18 protein-coding genes are annotated in these 21,125 nt (G+C 51.7%); 10 read left to right on the top strand and 8 right to left on the bottom strand.

The window, feature by feature from the left end:
* Positions 1 to 141 precede the first annotated feature (141 nt).
* The 3 genes from AN477_RS07525 to AN477_RS07515 all read right to left on the bottom strand — a co-directional run bounded on the left by AN477_RS07525 (position 142) and on the right by AN477_RS07515 (position 3,191).
* Positions 142 to 804 carry a GntR family transcriptional regulator gene (locus AN477_RS07525; protein ID WP_054968546.1) on the bottom strand — a complete coding sequence of 221 codons (663 nt, stop codon included), beginning with the start codon at positions 802 to 804 and terminating at the stop codon, positions 142 to 144.
* A 51-nt stretch (positions 805 to 855) separates the two neighbouring features.
* Positions 856 to 1,857 carry an SDR family NAD(P)-dependent oxidoreductase gene (locus AN477_RS07520; RefSeq protein ID WP_245631752.1) on the bottom strand — a complete coding sequence of 334 codons (1,002 nt, stop codon included), beginning with the start codon at positions 1,855 to 1,857 and terminating at the stop codon, positions 856 to 858.
* 167 nt (positions 1,858 to 2,024) lie between these two features.
* The gene (locus tag AN477_RS07515; RefSeq protein ID WP_054968545.1) at positions 2,025 to 3,191 is read right to left on the bottom strand and encodes a M20 family metallopeptidase; all 1,167 of its coding nucleotides are present in this window, start codon (positions 3,189 to 3,191) and stop codon (positions 2,025 to 2,027) included.
* 168 nt (positions 3,192 to 3,359) lie between these two features.
* Between AN477_RS07515 and murB the strand changes: the two genes are divergently transcribed.
* The 6 genes from murB (at position 3,360) to AN477_RS07485 (ending at position 9,435) form a co-directional block, all read left to right on the top strand.
* Complete coding sequence (gene murB / locus AN477_RS07510; RefSeq protein WP_054968544.1) at positions 3,360 to 4,268, top strand: UDP-N-acetylmuramate dehydrogenase; 909 nt, start codon at positions 3,360 to 3,362, stop codon at positions 4,266 to 4,268.
* 555 nt (positions 4,269 to 4,823) lie between these two features.
* The gene (locus AN477_RS07505) at positions 4,824 to 5,798 is read left to right on the top strand and encodes an aldo/keto reductase (protein WP_054968543.1); all 975 of its coding nucleotides are present in this window, start codon (positions 4,824 to 4,826) and stop codon (positions 5,796 to 5,798) included.
* Positions 5,799 to 6,058: 260 nt separating this feature from the next.
* Complete coding sequence (locus tag AN477_RS07500; RefSeq protein ID WP_054968542.1) at positions 6,059 to 7,330, top strand: MFS transporter; 1,272 nt, start codon at positions 6,059 to 6,061, stop codon at positions 7,328 to 7,330.
* Between the two features lie 269 nt (positions 7,331 to 7,599).
* A complete protein-coding gene (locus tag AN477_RS07495) occupies positions 7,600 to 7,920 on the top strand; it encodes a PadR family transcriptional regulator (RefSeq protein WP_054968541.1) in 321 nt (106 codons plus the stop codon).
* Positions 7,917 to 8,480: an HAAS signaling domain-containing protein gene (locus AN477_RS07490; protein ID WP_054968540.1), complete on the top strand. Its 564-nt coding sequence runs from the start codon at positions 7,917 to 7,919 to the stop codon at positions 8,478 to 8,480. Before AN477_RS07495 ends, AN477_RS07490 begins: the two co-directional genes overlap by 4 nt.
* A 1-nt stretch (position 8,481) precedes the next feature.
* Entirely contained in the window at positions 8,482 to 9,435 is a 954-nt protein-coding gene (locus AN477_RS07485) for a DUF4097 family beta strand repeat-containing protein (protein ID WP_054968539.1), read from the top strand.
* A gap of 90 nt (positions 9,436 to 9,525) precedes the next feature.
* On the opposite strand, the gene AN477_RS07480 is transcribed toward AN477_RS07485, so the two are convergent.
* The 5 genes from AN477_RS07480 to AN477_RS07460 all read right to left on the bottom strand — a co-directional run bounded on the left by AN477_RS07480 (position 9,526) and on the right by AN477_RS07460 (position 15,061).
* On the bottom strand, positions 9,526 to 10,701 hold the full coding sequence (locus tag AN477_RS07480; protein ID WP_054968538.1) for an ROK family protein: 1,176 nt from the start codon (positions 10,699 to 10,701) through the stop codon (positions 9,526 to 9,528).
* A gap of 100 nt (positions 10,702 to 10,801) precedes the next feature.
* The gene (locus AN477_RS07475) at positions 10,802 to 11,623 is read right to left on the bottom strand and encodes a carbohydrate ABC transporter permease (RefSeq protein ID WP_054968537.1); all 822 of its coding nucleotides are present in this window, start codon (positions 11,621 to 11,623) and stop codon (positions 10,802 to 10,804) included.
* Positions 11,620 to 12,603, bottom strand: coding sequence for a carbohydrate ABC transporter permease (locus tag AN477_RS07470; RefSeq protein WP_054968536.1), 984 nt, complete (start codon positions 12,601 to 12,603; stop codon positions 11,620 to 11,622). Before AN477_RS07470 ends, AN477_RS07475 begins: the two co-directional genes overlap by 4 nt.
* A gap of 96 nt (positions 12,604 to 12,699) precedes the next feature.
* Entirely contained in the window at positions 12,700 to 14,043 is a 1,344-nt protein-coding gene (locus AN477_RS07465) for an ABC transporter substrate-binding protein (RefSeq protein ID WP_245631751.1), read from the bottom strand.
* 256 nt (positions 14,044 to 14,299) lie between these two features.
* Positions 14,300 to 15,061 (bottom strand): TSUP family transporter, encoded by a 762-nt coding sequence (locus tag AN477_RS07460; RefSeq protein WP_054968535.1) that lies wholly within the window; start codon positions 15,059 to 15,061, stop codon positions 14,300 to 14,302.
* 599 nt (positions 15,062 to 15,660) lie between these two features.
* Here AN477_RS07460 and AN477_RS07455 point away from each other — a divergent pair.
* From AN477_RS07455 to AN477_RS07440, 4 genes are all read left to right on the top strand, one after another.
* Entirely contained in the window at positions 15,661 to 16,410 is a 750-nt protein-coding gene (locus AN477_RS07455; RefSeq protein ID WP_054968534.1) for a phosphodiester glycosidase family protein, read from the top strand.
* A 12-nt stretch (positions 16,411 to 16,422) separates the two neighbouring features.
* The gene (locus AN477_RS07450) at positions 16,423 to 17,601 is read left to right on the top strand and encodes a hypothetical protein (protein WP_054968533.1); all 1,179 of its coding nucleotides are present in this window, start codon (positions 16,423 to 16,425) and stop codon (positions 17,599 to 17,601) included.
* Between the two features lie 12 nt (positions 17,602 to 17,613).
* The gene (locus tag AN477_RS07445; RefSeq protein WP_054968532.1) at positions 17,614 to 18,771 is read left to right on the top strand and encodes an aminotransferase class V-fold PLP-dependent enzyme; all 1,158 of its coding nucleotides are present in this window, start codon (positions 17,614 to 17,616) and stop codon (positions 18,769 to 18,771) included.
* 134 nt (positions 18,772 to 18,905) lie between these two features.
* Positions 18,906 to 21,044, top strand: coding sequence for a glycoside hydrolase family 13 protein (locus AN477_RS07440; protein ID WP_054968531.1), 2,139 nt, complete (start codon positions 18,906 to 18,908; stop codon positions 21,042 to 21,044).
* Positions 21,045 to 21,125: the final 81 nt, after the last annotated feature.

Here is a 21,125-nt window from a genome sequence, read left to right as displayed (position 1 = left end):
AACACACCTTGGCGACACCGTACATCATCAGCATCAGGGCGACATCGACAGATGTCCCTTGCAATCCCCCACCCCCGTTTGGAGTGCATACGGAAGATGCTCATGCATCCCCGCGCAAGAGGATATGCAAAAAGACCGTTGTCATGGGGACAACCGATCGAGGGCCTGCCACGCTGAGAGGTAGTGGTCTTCAAAGGCGCTGCAGATAATGTCTTCATCTCTGGACTCCAAGGCAGTCACGAGATCGAAGTGCAGCTTCGCGACATTCGCTAACCTATCCGGTGCCTTAGTCTGCACAGCGATAAACATCGCGCCAAGCTGCGTGTCTAACGACTGGTACATGTCGACGAGTCTTCCGTTTCCGGAGAGTTGGACAATCAGGTGGTGAAAATCGAGATCGGCCTGAATCATGGCTGAAATATCCTCATTCAGGCAAGCAGCCTCAAAGCGACTGACAATTTCCCTCAGATGACCGAGGTGTTTCTCGCGGAAGTTCGGCAGCGCTGCCTTTACAGCGCCAACCTCAAGTAATGCGCGCAGTTTGTAAACCTCTTCGGCATCCTTATCCGACAACTCCGCCACAAACGTACCACGGTGTGCATGATAAGTCACAAGGCCCTCTGCCTGAAGCCGGCGAAGGGCCTCGCGAACGGGTCCCCTGCTCATCTCCAACTGTTCTGCAAGTTGCACCTCGTTGATCCGTTCTCCCGGAACGAGATCTCCGAGCAGGATCATCTTCCGAACAATACTCTCCACACCTTCGCTCAAGGTCCGATAACGAAATTCTGTTCCACTGATGCCCATCGTTCTATTCCACCACCCTGCCCCATCTTTCCTTACACCGGGTGCCCTCCATCAGAACATGTGGTGTCCGCCATCTACACTGATGACTTGACCACTTATCCACGCCGCAGCATCCGAAGCGAAAAACAAGACGGCTTCCGCAATATCCCTTGTCGTCCCGAGCCTGCGCAGCGAGATGGAGTGAATGAGTTCTTCCTGGGCTTTTTCACCCATCGCTTGCCATTGTTTCTCCGTCGTAGGGTTACTTCGAACGAACCCTGGTGCCACGTTGTTCACGGTAATCTGAAATGGGCCAAGCTCTCGGGCCATCTGACGAGTCAGTCCAATCTGCCCAGCTTTTGCACTGGCGTATGCCTGGATCCCTGTCAAGCTGAAGCTTCGACCCGCTCCGGAGGATACGTTGACAATCCTTCCGTAGCGATTCGCCTTCATCAGGGGTGCCACCGCCTGAATACAGTAGAATGCGCCCGTCAAATTCACGTCCAAAATCGATTGCCATTCGCTGGTCGTAACTTCTTCAATCGGCTTGTGGACTTGCCCAAGCACACCGCCAGCATTGTTGATCAGGATATCAACACTTCCAAAATCCGCTGACAATTTACGAAACAGACTCTGAACACTAGCCTCATCCGTGACGTCGAGCAGAGCCGTACGGCCCCCACCACCGTACTGGGCAGCCTCCTGCATGGCTTGCTCAGTAACGACAAGTTCATCTCCTAACACATCCGTGGCCATCACTGTTGCGCCGCGTTCGACGAGCAGTACTGCAATCGCCCGACCAAATCCGTGTGCCGCCCCCGTCACTACGACCGTACGTCCACGAAAAACGGATCCCGTTGGGAGAGACCGGTAGTGCGCTGTTGACTCCATCATCAAATCCCCGCCTTCACTTTTGTCATTGGGAATTCTGTCAGGGGACCACTCATTTGTGCTTATGCTACCACCTGTCTGAAAACTGTCAACAGTGGCACAACTCAGTTGATTGGTGCCAAGTCCAGTCTTCATCTGTGTCTTCATCTGTGTCTTCATCTGTGTCTTCATCTGTGTCTTCATCTGTGTCTTCATCTGTGCCAAATCGAGCTGTTATCAAAATTGAGGTCTTCATCCCTACCATGTCCAGGGCTAGAGATGGACGCTGCTCACTGTCAACCGAATCCGACTATCGAGGGCCTTCGGCAACAATTTGCTCTATCGGCTAGGGTCTTCGGCGGAAAGTTGCTCTATCGGTTGGGGTCTTCGGTCGCAATTTGCTCTATCAGCCGCGCCAACAATGCAGCTCGGCGGGGCATCTCATCGGCAATCAGGTGTTCGTGAACCGCGTGTGCCCCACCACCCACTGCACCAAGTCCGTCAAGTACTGGCGTGCCAACCGCAGCGCAGAAGTTGCCATCACTGCCCCCGCCGACGGCCACTTCGTCCACGTCAAAGCCGAGATCTGCCGCGATGGACTTTGCGAGTCCAAACAGCTTAGCGGTTGCTTCCGTTCGTTCCATCGGCGGTCTGTTGATGTCCCCTGTGACCCGCACCTTCGCACGCGGATTGTGAGCCTCTAGTCCGAGGATGAGTTCATTCATCCGATTCGCCTCTGCCGTCGTCACAACCCTCAGATCCACCTCTGCTTCCGCGGAAGGAGCGGTCACATTCGATCTCGTCCCCCCCTGCACCACACCGACATTCACCGTCGTTCCGACACCCATGTCTGTCTGTGCGTGCAGAGTCAGAATTTGATGTGCCATCTCTTCGATCGCGCTGACGCCGGCAAGCGGATCGAGCCCAGCATGTGCAGCCTTGCCTTCCACCGTCACGTGATAGATCCCCACACCCTTGCGTGCCGTCTTCAACTTTCCGTCCTGACTAGCTTCGAGGATCAATGCGGCACTAGCCCGCTTCGCTTCCGCCTCAATGAACGGCCGCGACGATCGGCTTCCAATCTCCTCATCCGCATTACATAGAAATACAATCGGCGGCACGTGTCGAGTCACCTCTCGCAGTGCCCGGATGGCCCAAAAACCCTGAACGAGTCCACCCTTCATGTCGAAGATGCCGGGGCCAGAAACACGCCCATTCGCGTCAATCTGAAACGGCATCGTTTCGAGTGTTCCAAGTGACCATACGGTGTCGAAATGTCCAACGAGGAGAACCGGTTTGACACTCGAGGACAGACTGTCTCTATCCATCCCCCATTCTATGCGGAGGTGGTTGCCATATTCGGTGCTCTCCAGAACCTCGACCTGTCCGCCAATTCCTTCCGCATAGCTGCGCAGGAATTCCGCAAACTTGTCCAGCCTGTCTTTATCTGTAGACGGGGTCTCTGTGCAAACGAACGTTCGCAGGTCTGCAAGCATTTCTTGTTGGTGATCCACCAGATACGAAAGAATTGGATCCATGAGGCGTTCCCCCTTGTGATAAGATCTCCTCTTCACCATATCAGACTGTCACCCGCACAGGGGGGCACTCAAGACACAATTCAGAATAACTTTTTGCTAGTAGCGCCGTGACTGGGCGAGGCATAAAAAGGATGTATAATCAGGGTATTGCGAAACGGTGGTGCATCTATGACAACTGAGACCCTTTATAACGCGCTTTCCTCTGTTCTCGGAGCCGGGAACATTCGGAGGAACGAGCTGTTATCTCATCACACCTATACAAAACTTGGGGGCAAAGCGGATATCGCGATTTTCCCAAGAACCATACAAGATGTAAAACATGCGGTCGATCTCGTTCGGAGTGCCGCCACTGCCCTCACAGTACTCGGAAACGGATCGAACGTGATCGTCACTGATGAAGGCATTCGCGGTGTGACGATGATCCTGACGGGCCTCGATGAAATTCGCCGAGATGGTAAACGTATCATTGCGGATTGTGGAGCGGCTATCATCGGCGTCTCAAATTTTGCCTATGCACAGTCACTGACTGGCCTCGAGTTTGCCTGCGGCATCCCTGGCAGTGTTGGGGGCGCCGTTTACATGAACGCTGGCGCATACGGTGGCGAGGTATCCGATGTACTCCTATCCGCCCTTGTACTGACCAGGGATGGCGAGATCCTTGAGCGCCGGAATGACGAACTGGATCTATCCTACCGTCACAGCAACGTAGAGAGAAATGGAGACATTGTGCTGCAGGCAACCTTCGCTCTTGATCCTGGCGATCCGGTGGCCATCCGCGCCAAAATGGATGAACTCACCTTTCTGCGCACCAGTAAACAGCCACTTGAGTACCCTTCCTGCGGCAGTGTCTTTAAGCGACCACCCGGCTACTTTGCCGGCAAGCTGATTCAGGACGCGGGTCTTCAAGGTCTGCGGATCGGCGGTGCTGAAGTATCAACGAAACACGCCGGTTTTATTGTCAATGTCAACGATGCGACGGCTTCCGAGTACATTCAGGTTATTGAAGCGGTTCAGGCAGCCGTGAAAGAGAAGTTCGGCGTGGCACTCGAGCGTGAAGTTCGCATTATCGGTGACTGATTGTCCGATAGCGTGCGTAAGGCAAGTGGGCGTTGCCGGAGAGCGAAGCGGATCAGCCACCGGATCAGCTACCGGATCGGCCACCGGATCGACACAGCGGAAGATATGTTCGCTAATGGCTGGTTTCTGGCAGGGATGAGCTGAACAACGAACAGTATTTCCCTTGTTTCCGTCCCCACGACGGAAAGAGCGACAAACCGGGGCCATAAGGGAAAATTAGTACGCTCACCTGACGCGTTGGGCCCGAAAGCTCAACAACAGAGGAAGTTTTGTTCGCTCCATTCTCAACTGCTGATGACCTGAACGCCTGATGACCTAAACGTCTGATTACCTAATAGGATCCGTTACTCGTTGGTTGAAGTTGGCGTCGCCTCGCCGAAAATGTGCTTCGTTGAAGCTCAAATCTGCTCCTTGAGGATGCGCGCTATTCGGTTCAGGATGCGCTTCGCTGAGGCTTGGAGCTGCTTTTTGTGAAAACGAGCTGGGACGGGCTTTAACAGGCTACTGGACTTGGCCATTTCTAGCGGATACCATCGTTCGTGAGGAGGGATTGCAGTGAAACCATTTCCGTTGCAAGACCGGGATTTACCTGTCAGCCGCATCGTGCTCGGGTGCATGGGGCTCGGTGGAGACTGGAACGACGCCCCCATTGAGGCTGCGCATATTAAACAGGCACACGAAGTCGTAGAGGCTGCACTCGAAACGGACATCAATATGTTCGATCACGCGGACATCTACCGCATGGGCAAAGCCGAACGCGTTTTTGGAGAGGTTCTCAAAGCAAAGCCGGGCCTGCGTGACCAGATCTTTATTCAGTCCAAATGCGGTATTCGCTTTCCGGAAGCCGGCGGCGTTCCGGGGCGGTATGACTTCTCGGAGCATCACATTGTCAAGAGCGTAGATGGCATCTTGGCACGCCTTGGTGTGGAATACATAGACTTCTTGCTGTTGCATCGACCCGATCCGTTGATGGAACCCGAAGAGGTTGCCAGTGCCCTGTCAGATCTCCATGCGGCTGGGAAGGTACGTTGGTTCGGCGTGTCAAATATGAATGCCGGTCAAATTGAACTCTTGCAAGCGTACTCGGATCACCCATTCGTCATCAACCAATTAGAAATGAGTCTCCTGAAGCATGGTTTTGTGGAAACAGGCGTTCACGTGAATCAGGAAGCAGCCAGAGCCAATGTGTTTCCAGACGGCACCATGGAATACATGCACCTGCAGAACATTCAGGTACAGGCTTGGTCACCGCTTGCACTCGGTTACTTGAGCGGCCGATCTCTGGATGGCCAACCTGACAACGTTCGCGCTACAGCGAAGCTCGTACAAGAGATGGCAGAACAGAAAGGTACCTCCGCAGAAGCCGTTCTGCTCGCTTGGCTGATGAGACATCCAGCAGGCATTCAGCCAGTCATCGGAACAACGAATACAGACCGGATCCGCGCCTGTGGGCAGGCCCTTCAAGTCAAACTCTCCCGTGAAGAGTGGTACAAGCTCTATGTCACATCGCGAGGGAAGCCTCTGCCGTAGGAAGCCGCTGCTGTGGGCAGCCTCGGGCCAAAGTAGGCCCCTGCCGTAGAAATTCTACCCTGTAGGATACCCCTGCGCAGAAACTCCTTGTTTTCGGAAGCCCCTACCGTGAGTAGCCCCTGGCGCAGGGGTTCTCCGCAGGCATGACTTGCAGGATTTCTCTGCTTGAACCCCCTGTTGTGCATGGGTCGTTTGGCAATCGGGCCCTCTGTCTGTTGTGACTGCGGCTCCCAAATCGTCAACACAACGGAGGACCCTGAATGCCGGTGCCAAATTCATCAGTCCATCAGTCACGATTCAGCAGTGCCTTCACGCTTTCAGCCAGCCGAGGCTTGTCAGCGCTCGGCGGCCAAATCGCAATCACAATTTTGCCGGTTGCCGTCTTCCTCATGAGCCATTCCATGGCACTTGCCGGATTGGTTCTCGGCACTCGGCTCCTCGTCTCAACAGGATTCACTCCCATCTCTGGTTTGTTTGTTGACCGCTTCAATCCCAAATTGCTGATGGCGATCTCGCTTACAGGCCGCATCATCCTGTTTGCTGTGATGGCACAAATTCACGCCATACCCTGGCTTACGCTCCTTGCCGCAGTCACTGCAGTTGGTGGAATGCTGGAGTCCACTTCCACAAGCACACTGATCCCGAGACTGGTTCCCGACTCTGCGCTGCCGAAGGTGAATGCCATCGTCAGTTCTGCATTGAATCTCTCTTTTATCGTTGGACCGTTACTTGGGGGGATATTGGTATCGAAAGCATCAGTTGCATGGGGGTTCTATGCTGCATCCGGGAGCCAAATTTTGTCTCTCATTTGTACACTATATATTCCATCGAAAACCACACAACAGGAAGTTGTGAGTACACGAAGCAAGCTTGAGCAAGGCAATCTGGACGAAACGAACGGCCTGGACGAAAGCAGCCGTACTGAGAGCATGATGCAGCAGTTGCTTGGTGGCATCCAGTATGCCTTTTCAGATCGATTTCTGCGGACTATGCTCACTGCGTACAGCGTGTTCATTTTCGGACTGACAGCGTTTAATGTGCTTGCATTAGGCCTGTCATTTCATTTTCACAGAGGCAGCAGCGGCTATGGCCTTCTGATTGCCATCCAAGCCATTGGGATGCTGGCCATCACATTTGGCTCCACAAGATGGCTCAAAAATGCTGCCGTCGTCCCGATGTTTCTCCTCAATATGCCGCTCCAAGGGCTCGCGATGTTCGCCATTGGGCTCTCTCATTCGTTCAGTCTCGTTGCAGTTTTCTCCTTCCTGCAAGGACTCGGGTGGGGCATGGAACAAGCGAGCGTAATGACGGTTCTGCAATTACATATCCCCCGTGACTTACAGGGTCGAATTTTTGGCCTCTTTTTCGCTTCCCTCAATATAGCCGAAACGCTTGGCATCAGCGTGTTTGGTTGGTTAGGGCAACGCATCGGAGATTCGAACGGACTGCTCGTTGCCGGTTGCATCTCTACTTTCTGCGCTGTTCTGTCAATTGCGCTGTTGCGCCCACTGCTTCAGCCAATGCCTGAATAAACTCGCGCTTGAATAAGCCTGTGGCTGAATAAACCTGTGGCTGTCTGAACCATCCTCCGAATGAACCTGCCGAATAGACACGTATCTGAATGAACCGATTTCAACTCACCGTGGAGTGTCCGTTGATTCGATGATATAAATTGGTCATTTCAGTACCTTGCATTGTTTAGTAGTGGCTGTTATATTGTAGTCGTACCGGTTCATTGCGAACCTGTTGCTGTACAAGGTGCACTACTGAGCAGAAAGACCTCGAGGTGGTTGTCACACATATGAATGTGCAATTCAAGAAGGGCGTATTGGAGTTGTGTGTGCTCGCGTTAACCGCGAAAGCGGATCGATACGGATACGAGCTTGTACATAGACTGTCCGAAACACTTGAAATCGCGGAAGGGACCGTCTATCCCATTTTACGACGGTTGACGAAGGAAGGCCTTTTCACGACATACCTTGCTGAATCTTCGGAAGGCCCTCCTCGCAAGTACTACCACCTGACGACAAAGGGTGAGCAATACCTGGCCGACCAGGTTCGGGAATGGCGCGAATTCTACACCAGCGTGAACCAGGTCATTGAGGAGGATGCATCTCCATGACAAAACAGGAATTCCTTCGCGAACTAAACAGGCTGTTAGCACGGGTTCCGGTTTCGGAGAGGCGCGAGATGCTCTACGACTACGAAGAGCACATCAGGTCCGCGATTGAAAACGGATCGACCGAAGTCGAAGCGGTGACAAGACTCGGGAACCCAAAGATGATTGCCAAAGAGCTCTTGGCCACAGCGTATGTTCAGCAGGCGGAGACATCGACGAGCATCCCGAATGTGTTGCGCGCGGTGCTGGCGGTCATTGGGCTCGGATTCTTTAACATCGTTATCGTTCTTGGACCATTCTGCGCTGTCGTCGGTGTCCTGATCGCGCTGTACGCGGTGGCGTTCAGCTTTATCATTGCTCCCATCGCCGCCTTGATTGGCATCATTGTTGGTTCTGCATATCTAGGTGTTCTGAGTCCGCTGTTGGCCATATTTGCAATGGTGACGGTGGAAGGTGTGGGTTGGCTGCTCGCGGTTGGAGCCATCAGCCTGACCAGGCTGTTCGGGCAACTCTGTATTCGGTATCTAAAACTGAACCTGCGGGTGATTGAAGGGGGAAAGTAAGATGTTGAAACAGATTGCACTTGTGGCAACTGGGCTGGTCTTGATTGGGATCGGGGGCATGGCAGTAACAGCCTCTGTTCAACACGAAAGCGGGCTGCAGTACGTTCTGTCCGCAATGCACGGCGGAGTTAAAAGTGCAACAGAGCAGACAGCTCAGAATTTTAACCAATCAAAGACGCTCGACGGCACTTCTGTTCAATCGCTGGTCATCACCGCCGAACCTGCCTCCGTCCATATTCATCCTTCAAACTCGAACCAACTGACAGCTCATGCGTATGGCACTCTGATTGGTGTCAATCCAAGCGACTTCGTCTTTGACGTGAGCCGCTCCGGCAATCAAGTGACGATCTCGCTGCATAAGCGCAGCCCAATGCTGTCCTTTGGATTCAATTCGGTTCACCTGATGGTGGACGTACAAATCCCGCAGCATCTCTACAAGACACTGAACGCACAAGCCATGGCCGGCAGTGTGACAATCGAAGACCTGAAGGCGGCAGCGTTCACACTCCATTCAAATGCTGGATCGGTCAATGCATCGAACCTGACAGGTGCCGTACAAGCTGGGAGCAACGCCGGCTCGGTGACACTGACAGATGTCAAAGGCAACGTGAACCTGCAGTCAAACGCCGGATCCGTCAACGCCATTGGCGTCAATGGAAACATCGACGCAGAGAGTTCAGCGGGGTCGATCAACCTCAAGTTGCAGGACATCACACACAACATTTCAGCCCGGAGCAGTGCGGGCCGCGTTGTCATCACCACCGCACAAGTTCCACCTGCATTGCAATTTACCATCCAGACATCGGCAGGCAGCATCGACTTTCGACTTCCCAACGCAAACTTTACCGTGAACAAGCCATCTGACGTCGAGGGGTCCATCGGACACGGCGGACCGTTGCTCAATTTACAGGCGTCAGCGGGATCGGTAGACGTGTCACAGGGGCCGATAGATTAACTGCCATGTGAAGCATGTTCTGGCTGATACTCTTTTCTGGCGCGTACTCTTTTCTGTCTGATCACAGAGTCGAAACTGTTCATTACGTCTTTATTCTGCACCAAATAGTACCTGTTGCAGGACGAGCCTGGAAGCACCGCGTACAACGCTCTCCGGGTCGGCCTGTTCTACCTTGATACTTTTGTTCTTCGCGACGGCTCGTTGCCCCAGCACTTGACTAATCGACTCGATGATAAACGGATACGCGTGGGCAACAGATCCGCCAAGCATGATTCGCGCGGGATTAATAGAGTTGCAGATGTTGGCCATGCCAAAACCCAGGTTCTTCCCTAGTTCAGCGAAGCCTTCAAGATATGATTCGTCTCCCGCGTTTGCTTTTCCGATGCATCGTTCTATAAATTCAGGATCGGGAATTTTAGTATTCAATTCCTTGCCCCGGTCTTGCAAGATTCGCAAAAGTCCTCGCTCAGATGCATACTCTTCCCAGCATCCGTAGCTTCCGCAAGAACATCGAAGGCCCATCGCAGAAATTGTCGTGTGCCCATATTCACCTGCGAGACCATCTTGACCATGATAGAGTTGTCCACTCGCGATAATGCCGACCCCCACACCAATCCCGGCATTCACAAACGCCAGATTTGCGGTTTGAGATACGATATGCTCCGCGAGTGCCCCACAGTTCGCATCGTTGTCGATAAATATCGGGAGTTTTATACGAGCTCCCAAATCGTCTTTCATGGCCCAATCAAAAATCTCCAAGTTGGGTAAATAGTAAACATATCCGGTGCGTGCATTGACCATGCCAGGAAGCGCGATTCCAACGCCGAGAACCCCATGTGGGCTGCGCGGAACTTGCCCCATAGCCCGCCGAATTTGTCCCTCTAATTTATCTACAAGGCTCTCAACTGTAGACAGTTCACCTGCTCGGTACAAAGGATGCCGTGTCAACCATACGACTTCTCCCTTAAGGGAAAAAACAGCAGTGGTCATGTGCGCAATTTGGACGTCGATACCAATTACGTACCCTGCCGTGCTGTTTAACTGAAGCAAGACGGGCTTACGCCCTCCCTGTGACTCTCCATATCCAGTCTCGTGAACAAACTGTTGTTGAATTAGATCGTCGACAATCGATGAAACCGTTGCCTTATTCATACCCATGTCTCTCGAGATCTGAACCCTCGAAATCGTATCTGCCTCAAAGATCTTGCGAAATACGTTGGCGCGGTTCATGCGTCTCATTGCGCGCGCATCGATAGAATGCGTCACAACAATGTCCTCCTCACAACTGCTCTAATAACACATTGATTTCGGATTGAAATCTCTGCACGCGTCTCTTCGAAAGACAAGACACAAAGTGCCACACGAATCATCCCTTAACAGACCCAGCCAACAGCCCGCGAACGAAATATCGCCCGAGTACCAGGTAAACAATCAACGTCGGTAAAGACGCTAACAGAGTACTAGACATCAGTACGTTCCACTGGATGTGCTGGCTTCCTGCAATATTCACAATGGCAACAGTGACTGGTTGGTTCGGCGGGTCAGTCACCGCAACGCCAAACAGGAAGTCGTTCCAAACCTGTGTGAACTCCCAAATTGCCGCAACCACAAACCCAGGAATGGATAGCGGGAGCATGATGTGTCGAAATACCCCCCAATAGCCATTACCGTCGATTTGCGCTGATTCAATCAATTCACCTGGTATATCAGCAAAGAAGTTTCTGAAAATCAGTGTCATCATGGGAATACCGTACACAATGTGTACCAGAGCCAAACCTGGTATGGTGTCAAATAATCCGACTTTATCCAAGATGCGTATGAGCGGAATCAAGGTACTCTGATAGGGGATAAACATGCCGAGTAGAATAAAGAAATATATAACGTTAGAACCGCGAAACTTCCATTTTGCTAAAGCATAGCCGTTGATGGCACCAAGAATCGTTACCACAACTGTCGCTGATACGGCTAGATATACGCTGTTCAACATATCAGGGGCCACTTGTTGCCATGCCTGTGAAAGTCCCGAGAATCCCAACGGATTCGGCCATGCCCACATATGACTAAGACCAACAGCTGAATTGGATTTCAACCCGGTAATGATGAGCAAATAGACAGGTATTAAAAATACGGCGGCAAAAATGACCAGCACGACATACAAAATGGTGCGATTAAAAACACGTGCTCTCATTTGCTCACCTCCTTGCGAAGTGTCCCAATCAGGTATGGAATGATGAAAATCAGCACCAAGATCAACAATACCGTCGCAATGGCAGCTCCCTGGGCAAACTCATTCCCTTGGAATGTTGTATCAAACATGTTCAATGCAGGCAGGTCGGTCACAAAGTTTGCTCCCGGACCCGTCATGGCGTACAGCAAATCAAATACCTTAAGCGACGACGCCATGAGCATGACGACTGCAGTTGTCGTGATTGGTCGAAGTTGTGGAAGGGTAATTGAAAAGAACAGTCGCATCGCCTTTGCACCGTCAATCCGTGCAGCCTCTTTCAATTCCTCAGGTATTGCACGAAGGCCTGCTAAATAGAGAGCCATCGCAAAACCGGACCATTGCCAGATACTCGCAATCAGAACGGCAATCATGGCTAACGGGAATCCGCCGCTGATCGATGCAATGTGCACATTCGGAAGAATCCTCGTGGACAAGTACCATTGTGGAACGTGCTTAATACCAAATGCATGCAAAATCAGGTTTAAACCTGTCGTTGGGTTCAGCAGCCAACTCCAAATCACACCAGTCGCCGCTGCGGAAATAGCCATTGGGTACAGAAATACACTGCGGAAGAACCCTTCCGCTTTAATTTTTTGGTCGACCAAAATTGCGAGGAACAAGCCAAGAATGAGACAGCCCAGCATAAAGAAAACCGTAAAAAACACCATATTCCTCAGGTCAGACTGAAACCGGAACGATTGGAAAATAGCAACGTAGTTTCGAAATCCGTTGAAATGCATATCTTGAATAAAGCTGTTCCATTTTGTGAACGATACGTATCCAGTCCAGAAAATGAAATAGTACACAAACACACCTAACAAAATGATGGACGGGATGAGCGTAAAAATTGCCCATAGTGTCTCAACGCGGACCCGCGGACGACGTATTTTATTGACACCCACTGGGCTTTCAGATGCCGTTGTTTGTCCTGACTGATTCATGACAAACCTCCTTTTTAAAACTAAGACCAGACGGACATCCCATCCGTCTGGTCTCAACTACATTCTTTCTACCGCAGTTGTTCAGAACCGGTTAGTTTAACTTAACGGATTTTGTTGGGCAGCACTTTGTAGAGCTGATACAAACTGGCTCACATTCTGACTGCTGATCAACTGAGTCATCGCATTTTGCAAAGCCGTGGTAAATCCTGGGTTCAATCCACCCTGTGTAGGAGTCAAGACAAGCTTGTCTTTTTTATACGATGCCATGGCGCTTTGACCGTAAGCATTGTAATCTGACGGGTTCGCATCAAGTCTCGGAGAGATGGTCCCCTTCAGAGTGTTGAAGGCCTTCTGCCCTTCAGAAGATCCCAATACCTTTAGGAAGTTTTCCGCGTTCGTCTTGTCTGTGCCCGTCAACTTGGACGGTAACCCGAAGACATCTGATACGGCGGCAAAGACGCCTTGCGTACCTGGTGTCGGGGCCCAGCCAAAATCAACATTTGGTTTTAAGCCTGCTGTAGTAGTGAAGTAACCCTGTGCCCAGTCACCTTGTACGTTCATGGCAGCTTTGCCCTGTGCTACTAAGCCGTCGGCCTGAGCCCAATGCAGTGAGTTGTAATCAGAATTCGTGTACTGCATCATTTTCAGGAAGGTATTTGTCGCTTGAGTGACACCTGGATCATTCCAACCGACCTTACCGCTCATCAATTGGTCGTATTTGGTGTATCCCACGGTTCCGAGCAAGACGTCACTCCATAAAATGGTGGTCTCCCAGTTGCCATGGTTTGCAAGCGCCAGCGGCGTAATACCGTGAGACTTCAACACCTGAGCATCTGTGAAGAACTGGTTGAACGTTGTCGGCGGAGTCAAGTTGTACTTTGCAAAAACCTTCTTGTTGTACCAAAGGACATTGTCGCGTTGCATATCGACCGGAACAGCGTAAATTTTGCCGTTAAAAGTAACGAGATTTAAGAGAGATTGGGGGAACTTAGTATTCCAGCCCATTTGTTTGTAGAGTGAGTTCAGCGGGGTCATGTCACCTGCTTGCACCCAAGACAACAGGCTTCCGTTTCCAGCGTGGACCTGGAACGTTCCAGGCGGCTTGCCTGCCTCCATTCTGCTTGAAAGAACAGCCTTCGCGTTGGAACCAGCTCCACCTGCAACAGCTGCATTGACCACTTTGACACCCGGGTACTGTTTCTCGTACTGATTGATAAACTGTTGCAATGCCTTGCTGCTAGCAACACCAGTCCACCAACTAAAAATCTCAAGAGAGCCGCTATTTCCGGTCCCAGTCGAGGTCGTGCTGTTAGTCGTGTTCGCAGAGTTCCCACTGCCTGATGTGGAGTTACCGTTCGATGTTCCGCAACCTGCAAGCAGAGCACCCATGGTCGCTACACTTAGTACAGCAACGCCAGTTTTCTTTGTAAACCCTTTCAAATTGCCCCCTCCTTTTTGTCTACACCGATCTTCGGTGTACCCTACAAAATGCTGCCGTAACTAGCTAGTTTGTATTCCTTGGTTTGGAGTATAAACTTTCGTGTAAGCATTTACAAGCATAATTTGTCGATCCGCTTCAAAACAACGTCAATCTATCATTGTTTGTTTGTTTTTCATACTTACTAAGTTGTGAGTTTTCAAAATTGCACACACCTAAAGCGCAGCGATGGAGAAGTGTAATAGCCTCATGAGACCACTACAGGAGTTTTATCATTTGGTCGCCAATCATGGCCACGGTGGCGAGAATGAAGAGAGGTCGGACAACCACAGGACCTTTTCGAATCGCGAATTGGGCACCTGCCAAGGCGCCGAAAACCATCCCGATGGCCATGGGAATCCCGTACTGATAATCAATGGTGTGCATGAACATAAAGGTGACCAGAGCGGAGATGTTGCTGCCGAAGTTGAGCGCTTTTGCATTCCCGGCGGACTGCACGAAATCAAATCCAAGCAACGTGAAGGCAATCGTCAGAAAAGAACCCGTTCCTGGTCCGAAAAAGCCGTCGTAAAACCCTACCACAAACGCAACGACAGCACAAAGCAGAATGATTTTTCGAGTGACCCCCGAAAACGTCGATGATTCGCCGATATTTTTCTTGAGCAGGGTATACAGCGTCACCGCGACCAACATGATGAGAACCAGAGGCCTGAGAAAGGAGGAGGGTATCAAGTGGAGTGTCGCACTTCCAAAGACCGCTCCGATGACTGACAGCGGAAACACATACTTTATAAGAGAGAACTGTATCTTACCGGACTTTAAGTAGCTCATGGTACTCGTAAAAGCGCCTACGCTCCCAGCAAGTTTGTTGGTTCCAAGAGTCACTGCTGGAGGCAGCCCGACAAACAACAACGCGGGCACAGAGATAAGTCCCCCGCCACCGACAATCGCATCAAAAAACGCGGATATGAATCCCATCACGAGGAGAAAACAAATCGCTTCAACGTGTGTCAGGTGCATCTTATGGTGTCTCCTTTGGTTTCTCGCGCCCACAGCGTATTGCCCGTCAGGTCACTGCCCGAGCCTATGCTCGTCCGACTTTTGGCATAATTCTCCCCATGATGACACAGGGTTTCAAACTTCGTCAATCGCAGTGCACAAGGTCAATGCAAGCCCCACTTCGAGTAGATGCAGCAGGTCGGTAAAATGCATAAGTATGTAGGTTAAAGATGGATAGCCGTATTAGATTTTGATTAAATAATGCGTAATAACGGATGAATTTCCTTACAGTCTTTCTCCCAGAAGAATAGATCTGTACTATACTACATAGGCGGAATAAGATAGGTTATGTAGCCTTGTTCGACAACTGCTGATTCTAAAATCTTGTCACAGTATCTGTAATACCGGGAGGAATACTTCTGAGAATCGTAAAGCGAACCATTTTTTTCTTAATATACATCTACATTTCGTGTTCCATTCTCATCTTTCACGGGCCTTTCTCAGCCTTTCGGCAGTATTTCATCGACATCTTTACAACCTCTATGCACGGCTATTTGCTTCGTCCTTTGTCAATGTACACCCTCTCTGAGGCTGACATAAGGAAAGCCACGCCAAGCTTAGTGACTGTAAACAAGGCCACAAGCCAGCGCCAAGCTTCCGCCGATTACAGCAACATTCAATCTACCCAAATCACCATTGATACTTACAAAGCTCCCATGTTCACAGCAAATGTGATGCTCATCCGCGATCCCAGGCGTGTCGAAGTCGCTGTCACAAAGTACAACGGCAATGTCGGTCAGACGGTTTCAGACATGGTTCAGGAAAATCACGCGATCGCCGGCGTGAATGCTGGTGCATTCCGCGATACCGGTTGGCAAGGTACAGGAGGCCTTCCACAAGGGATCACCATTACAAATGGAAAGGTCGTCACAGGTCAGCCGTCAGGCAATGAACCCGTCATCGGAATCACAGCCAACGGCGCGCTTGTTGTTGGGCCCTACACTCTTGCGCAGCTCAAACAGATGCACGTCAACCAAGCGGTGACCTTCGGGCCTGTCCTCGTTCAGGACGGCAAGGACATGGTTCAAGGCAGCGGCGGATGGGGATATGCTCCTCGCACAGCAATCGGACAAACAGCAAATGGAACAATTATTCTCGCAGTTACAGACGGCAGATACATTCACGGAGCGAACAACATGGGTGCATCCATTCAAGATATGGCCCAACTGATGCTCCACTTCGGCGCTGTCACAGCAGCGAACCTAGACGGCGGATCATCGACCACGATGTTCTATAACGGCAAACTTGTGAACCAGCCAAGCGACGTACTCGGCGAACGTGAAGTGGCAACGGCCATCATCGTAAAGTAAAGGAGCACCGACATGAAACGCCTGACGAAGAATCTAATTTACCTCGGGGTTATCACAGCTGTGGAAGTCGGGGTTTTTGCACACTACAATCAGCTTTTATCCATCGCAAAAAACACGCCTGTTGCTGCGGTCCCGGCGACAGCCAAGCCTGTTCAAGAGAAGCCGACAACGCTGTCGGGGATTCACCCGTTGCAGCCCAATTTGATGGCTGTCTCCAGTGACGGACAACGGTTTGCCTATGTTGACCAAAACGACAAGCTTATCGCAATTGACGTCGCCACAGGCAAGACACTGTACAGCCTGCAACTGTTGATGAAGCCGGCGTATCTGAGTTGGATCCGAAACGACAGCCTGTTCATTGGCACGACTGTGCCAGACGGCAACCTGCAAGACTTGCGGCTTTCCACTTTAACGCTGTCATCCGGCCAGTTGCGACTCATCCACGTGTTTGCAGGTTATGCGCCGGACGCTACTTTCCGTAACGTCACTTTCAGCCCGTACACAAACGATGTATATGTCCTCATTGCCAGCCAATCGGCGTCTGTGATGTATCATTACGACACCAATGGCAACCTGAATCATGTCCATCTCGGCGGACGCTTTGTCACCCATGCTGCCGCAACAGCGACAACGGCCATTGTCTACTTCCAGGACTTCGACCTAGGTACGCCGAATCTCCTGATGCTCGACACAGCAGGAAATATTACTGTGTTGCAACGAAATGCAGCTGTCCTTCGGGTGATTGGCAATACCCTTTATTTCGGCAAACTCGACAGCCAAGGCAATGTCACTGAGGTTGACCGGTACATCGCCCCTGCCGACCTTGGCAATCCAGCGGTCGCGGGCTCACAGGCTGCAGGAGCAAGCGGTGGTCTAACGAATGGCCCTGGCTCAAGTTCCAATTCATCTGGAAACTCAAGCAGTGGCAGTTCAGGAACGGCGAGTGCATCATCAAGTGGCTCAAGCGGAGCGAACGGTTCGACGACCGCCGTAGCCACCTTGCCAACGCCAGTACCGCCGTCACAGGTGTACATCACCGATAAAGGCAATGTCCTTGTGCTTGGTACGAGCAGTGTCGACGACTTGACCACGAAGGAGCAAATCCCGGTTCCGTCGGGGGCACAATCCGTTGAACGATCCGATGCGTTGATTCTTCTCTCTTCGAATGGGACTGTACAGTTCTTCACATAAGGTGGAGGAATGATGAAAACAAAGCGAAGTTTGTTACACGAGTATCGCAGCCTGTTTCCCATTCTTGAGGAAAAGATTCACCTGGGAAACTGCTCTCAGTCTCCCCAATCGACACCCGTCTTGGCTGCGATAGATGAATATCTGAGCAACTGGCGTTCAGTCGGTATGGACTGGGACTTTTGGATGGAAGGCGTAGAGCAGGCGAAAGCATCTTTCGCCAGGCTCATCAATGCCGACCCATCTGAGGTAGCTGTCGCAGGCTCTGTGTCAGACGCCGCCTCGATGATTGCCAGTGCCTTTCCACTGGGCAATCAGAGACATGTCGTCACGACCGTTGACGAGTTTCCAACAGTTGGGCAGGTCTGGAATGCCCACGCCCGTCGTGGCTGGCTGGACGTGGACTTTGTGTCTGCAGCGGATCGCATATATACACCATCGGTGTTTGAACCCCATATTACCTCGCAGACAGGTGTCTTGTCTGTTCACCACGTCGGATACTACAATGGCGCAAAGCAAGACCTAAACGAGTTAGCGTCACTCGCACACGAACATCACGCCCTCCTATTCGTAGATGCCTATCAGAGCATGGGAACCTGTGTGATTGACGTGCAGAAAACACCCATTGATATTCTCGTGTCGGGCAATCTGAAGTACCTGCTCGGGATGCCTGGAATCGCCTTTCTGTACGTGCGCAAGGAGGTTGCTGAACGTCTTGAGCCGGCGATGACGGGTTGGTTTGGACGGCAAAACCCATTCCATTTCGACGCGAAGAACCTCGATTATGCGGCAAGTGCCGGTCGCTTTAATACAGGAACACCACCCGTGTTGGCTGCTTTTGCCGCCCGCGGTGGGATGGACCTCATCTTTGATGTGGGGTTGGAGCGGATCGAAAGGCGGATCGACGAGTTATCTGCGTACGCAGTACAAGGTGTTCAGGCTCGCGGTCTCGATCTCGCCAGTCCGGAGGATATCACATTGAAAGGCGCCAACACGGCGATTCGGGTCAGCAACGCCCACGACGTCGAGGTCTTCCTGATGGAGAAAAGTATCATCGCATCTGCCCGGGGCGACGTGATCCGCTTGGCGCCGCACTTCTTCAGTACCGAGGCAGAGCTCGATAGAGCCCTCGACGCAATCTGCGAACGAAACGGACAACATAGGGCGCACTAGCATTCGTTCAGCTTATTTGTATGATTTGTAACGGTTAATTTCTTACACATTCCTCTTGAGCCCCAACCTATGAAAGGGCTATCCTGTACATATGGCTTTTCGTGCAAACGATTGCATAAACAGGGGGCTCATAGATGAATAAGAAAAACACCCGTATCTACCTCTTCTCTACGGTCGCCGTTGTGGCCGTCGCTGGACTGATAGGCGCCTATGTAGCCGGGAATCCGACCGGTACAAATACGACTGCCTCCGCAGGAAACCTAGCATCCTCTCAAGCTGCCCAGGGCCAAGTCAATCTTAATGCGCTCTTTTCTGACCAAGGCACCCTGTTCTTCTCACCACAGGAACCGACATCGTCCGACCCGGTGAAGGTGACGCTTCGCGCTGCCGCCGGGAATTTAACCAGTGCACAGGTCGTGATTGTCGACGCCAAGACGAAGAAGCAGACCACTTTAAACATGGTGAAAGCAGGGGTTGACCAGAACCACGAATATGAGTACTGGCAGGCCACTATCCCGCCAAATTCCGACTATGAGAACTATTATTTTGTTGCCAACAGCGGCAGCGGCACCGCCTACTACTCCGGAAACGGTGCCACCTCAGAACTTCCATCTATTGGGTGGTTTGCGATTGCTCCCGGTTTCACCACACCGAAGTGGGCGCAAGACGGCGTTATGTACCAGATCTTCGTCGATCGTTTTTACGATGGCAACCCGAGCAACGATGTCAAAACCGGGGAATACTCGTGGTATGGGAACAAGACGATACAGTTGAAATGGGGCCAGGATCCAGAAACCGGGGATCAAGGCGGTGAGGATCAAGTCGCTTTCTCAGGGGGTGACCTCCAAGGGGTACAAGACAAGTTGCCTTACTTGAACAACCAACTGGGTGTGAACATCTTGTACTTGAACCCAGTGTTTACGGCAAAGACCAACCATAAGTATGGAGTCGATAACTACTTTCAGGTCGACCCCCACTTTGGCGGCAACCAGGCCCTCTCCTCCCTGATTTCAAGTGCGCATTCGGATGGGGACAAGGTCATCTTGGACGGTGTTTTCAACCACACTGGCGCCTCAAACGCTTGGTTCCAAAGTGCACAGCAGTCAAAGAAAAGCCCCTATTACAACTGGTACACATTCACGAACTGTCCGAGCCAGTATGCTACATTCTCTGGCGTCAGTAACTTGCCGAAGCTGAACTACGCGAATCCTGCGGTGATCAATGAAGTGGATAAGATTGCGCAGTACTGGCTAAGCCCTCCGTTTAATGCTGATGGCTGGCGTCTTGACGCAGCAGGCCATGCCAGTGGCAACGGATATGACCCTGAGGCCAACGGGGATTACAATGATCCTATCAACCATCAGCTCTGGACAGATTTCCGCAAGGCCGTTAAGTCCACAAACCCGAATGCACTCATCTTCGGTGAGTTCTGGGAAAACTCTGTCGCCTTGCCATGGCTGAAAGGAAATCAATGGGATGGATCCATCAACTACGGCGGGTTCATCAATCCTGTCTCTGCTTGGGTCACCGGCAAAGACCTGAATATGAATCCAGCATCCTTGAGCCCGTCAGACTTGGAAAACACGTTTCTGACAACGCTAAATTCACTGCCGCGGCCTGCACAGTTGGTTCAGGTAAATCAACTGGGCGATCACGATACGCCTCGCTTCGGCGAACGCGCAGCTACAGCCATCAACACGAAGACCTACCCAAATGGGACAACGTTCCCTTACGGCGGCACACCGAACTACCGCAAGGACGCCCTCGGTGCGATGCTGCAGATGACCTACCCGGGTCTGCCTACGATTTACTACGGAGACGAGTACGGTATGATGGGCGGCGGTACGAACGATGCCGGCAAGCGTTGGCCGTTTAACTGGAGCCAGACGGGGAACAGCTTGTTCAATGTGTATCAGACGTTGATTGCGATGAGAAAGGCCGACAGTGCCCTTGTTGATGGGTCGTTTATGCCGCTTGTCGCGGACGATACGAACGACGTATTCGGCTTCGCACGCGTCGATGCGAATCAGCGGATCATCATTCTGTTGAATGACTCTAACAAACCGGTAACCGAGAAGGTAAACGCCTCCGCTACAGGGGCTCTGTACGGGTCGACATTCAAAAATGTCACCCCGCTGTTGCCAGGTGTGACTGGCGACGGTGGCAGCGGCCAAGGCGGCAATGCCACGCTCAACGGCAAGGGGAACATTGAAGTTACCATTCCCGCGAATTACGGTGTCATCCTCACGCAAAAAGGCGGGCCTTTGTACTAACGGAGTTTGTACTAACGAAGACTGCACTGCACTGACGGAGTTTGTACTAACGAAGACTGCACACTTCGCACCAGGTTATAT

The organism is Paenalicyclobacillus ferrooxydans (assembly GCF_001399675.1).
Taxonomy (GTDB): Bacteria; Bacillota; Bacilli; order Alicyclobacillales; family Alicyclobacillaceae; genus Alicyclobacillus_B; species Alicyclobacillus_B ferrooxydans.
Note: the sequence above shows the minus strand (reverse complement) of the source record. Positions and strands in the feature narration are given on the sequence as shown.